This window comes from Paenibacillus glucanolyticus NBRC 15330, assembly GCF_004000885.1.
Taxonomy (GTDB): Bacteria; Bacillota; Bacilli; order Paenibacillales; family Paenibacillaceae; genus Paenibacillus_AQ; species Paenibacillus_AQ glucanolyticus.
This window is the reverse complement of record NZ_BIMC01000044.1, coordinates 1-1,553: the sequence shown is the minus strand read 5'-3', so window position 1 is coordinate 1,553 and position 1,553 is coordinate 1. Positions and strand designations below refer to the sequence as shown.

The following is a 1,553-nucleotide window of genomic DNA, read 5'->3' as shown; positions in this document are numbered from 1 at the left end:
TTGATCCTTGAAAACTAGATAACGAAACGAATTTGCGCAATTAGAAATATTCCTTTTAGCTGAACTTGTGTCAAAACAAGTTTTTATAAAAGTAGCAGCGGAAGATTCGTGACAGTCGATCCTTTGGAAGTTTCGTTTCCACCTATTAACTCGTTTAGTAGATCAGGAAACAAACGGACAACAGAGCGAATGGCGCGAAACTGAAGCGTTGGTTAAGCTACTAAGAGCACACGGAGGATGCCTAGGCGCTAGGAGCCGATGAAGGACGTGGCGAACAACGAAACTGCCTCGGGGAGCTGTAAGCAAGCTTTGATCCGGGGGTGTCCGAATGGGGAAACCCGGCTGATGTAATAGTCAGTCACTTCTATCTGAATACATAGGATAGCAAGAGGCATACCAGGGGAACTGAAACATCTAAGTACCCTGAGGAAGAGAAAACAAGAGTGATTCCGTCAGTAGCGGCGAGCGAACGCGGAACAGCCTAAACCAGAGAGCTTGCTCTCTGGGGTTGTGGGACGTCTCACATGGAGTTACAAAGGAACATATTAGACGAAGAGGTCTGGAAAGGCCCGCGATACGAGGTAAAAGCCCTGTAGTCGAAAGTATATTCCCTCCGAGACGGATCCCGAGTAGTGCGGGGCACGTGAAACCCCGTATGAATCCAGCAGGACCATCTGCTAAGGCTAAATACTCCCTAGCGACCGATAGTGAAACAGTACCGTGAGGGAAAGGTGAAAAGCACCCCGGAAGGGGAGTGAAATAGAACCTGAAACCGTGTGCTTACAAGAAGTCAGAGCCCGATCTATGGGTGATGGCGTGCCTTTTGTAGAATGAACCGGCGAGTTACGTTCCCATGCAAGGTTAAGGCGAGAAGCCGTAGCCGCAGCGAAAGCGAGTCTGAATAGGGCGATATAGTATGTGGTCGTAGACCCGAAACCGTGTGATCTACCCCTGTCCAGGGTGAAGGTGCGGTAACACGCACTGGAGGCCCGAACCCACGTATGTTGAAAAATGCGGGGATGAGGTGGGGGTAGCGGAGAAATTCCAATCGAACTCGGAGATAGCTGGTTCTCCCCGAAATAGCTTTAGGGCTAGCCTCGGAATTGAGAGTCGTGGAGGTAGAGCACTGATTGGGTGCGGGGCCCGCAAGGGTTACCAAGCTCAGTCAAACTCCGAATGCCATAGACTTATATCCGGGAGTCAGACAGTGAGTGCTAAGATCCATTGTCAAAAGGGAAACAGCCCAGACCATCAGCTAAGGTCCCCAAGTGTGTGTTAAGTGGGAAAGGATGTGGAGTTGCACAGACAACCAGGATGTTGGCTTAGAAGCAGCCACCATTTAAAGAGTGCGTAATAGCTCACTGGTCGAGTGACTCTGCGCCGAAAATGTAACGGGGCTAAACACACCACCGAAGCTATGGCTTGAATCGACTTCACTGCTTCTTTGAGGTAGTGAATACTGAGATGAACATTTTTGTCAGGCTTGAGATGAAATCAAGGATGACCAAATGCACTCAGGGGATAAACACACTTCGAAGGCGGAGTGAAGTCGA

Annotated in this window: 1 rRNA gene; it reads left to right on the top strand. The window is 49.6% G+C overall.

The window, feature by feature from the left end:
• Nucleotides 1–210: 210 nt before the first annotated feature.
• Nucleotides 211–1,553: ribosomal RNA gene (locus PGL02S_RS28595) — 23S ribosomal RNA — on the top strand; the annotation flags it as partial.